This window comes from Zoogloea sp. (genome assembly GCF_023150065.1).
Lineage (GTDB): Bacteria > Pseudomonadota > Gammaproteobacteria > Burkholderiales > Rhodocyclaceae > Zoogloea.
Genome location: NZ_JAKLLN010000184.1, coordinates 1 through 577, shown reverse-complemented (window position 1 = coordinate 577; position 577 = coordinate 1). Strand labels below are relative to the sequence as shown.

Below are 577 nucleotides of genomic sequence, written 5' to 3'. Positions count from 1 at the left end.
ACGACGCGCAGCATGACCCGCGTCTGGCCGGCCTGGTCCACGGTCCGCTCGCGCAGGCCGAGATCCAGTCGATGCTCGGCTGCCTGATCGCCTCGGGCCGGCGTCCCTTCGGGCTGCTGTGCCTGGCCGAGACCGGCAGGCCCCACGCGTGGGCGCCGGATGAGATCGACTTCGCCTGCCAGCTGGCCGACCAGATCGGCCTGGTGCTGCTCAATCGCGAAAGGCGTCGGGCCGAAGCGGCGAGCCGGGCGAAGAGTTCGTTCATCGCCAACATGAGCCACGAACTGCGCACGCCCATGACGGCCATCATCGGGATGAACAGCCTGGCGCTGCGCCGGGCCACCGACCCCCGGCTGATCGACCAGCTGGGCAAGATCGGCAAGGCGGCCCAGCATCTGCTGGGGGTCATCAACAACATCCTCGACCTGTCGAAGATCGAGGCCGACCGGCTGACGATGGAGCAGGTGGACTTCCGTATCGGCGAAGTGGTGGAGAACCTGGCCAGCCTGATGGGGCAGCGGATCACCGAGAAGGGGCTGCGGCTCTGCATCGATCTGCCGTCCGCGCTGGGCATTTC

The 577-nt window shown here is 67.9% G+C and carries 1 protein-coding gene; it reads left to right on the top strand.

The window, feature by feature from the left end:
- Positions 1 to 577 (top strand): histidine kinase dimerization/phospho-acceptor domain-containing protein (locus L6Q67_RS24175; protein WP_296576258.1); only part of this gene is annotated, 577 nt, incomplete at both ends.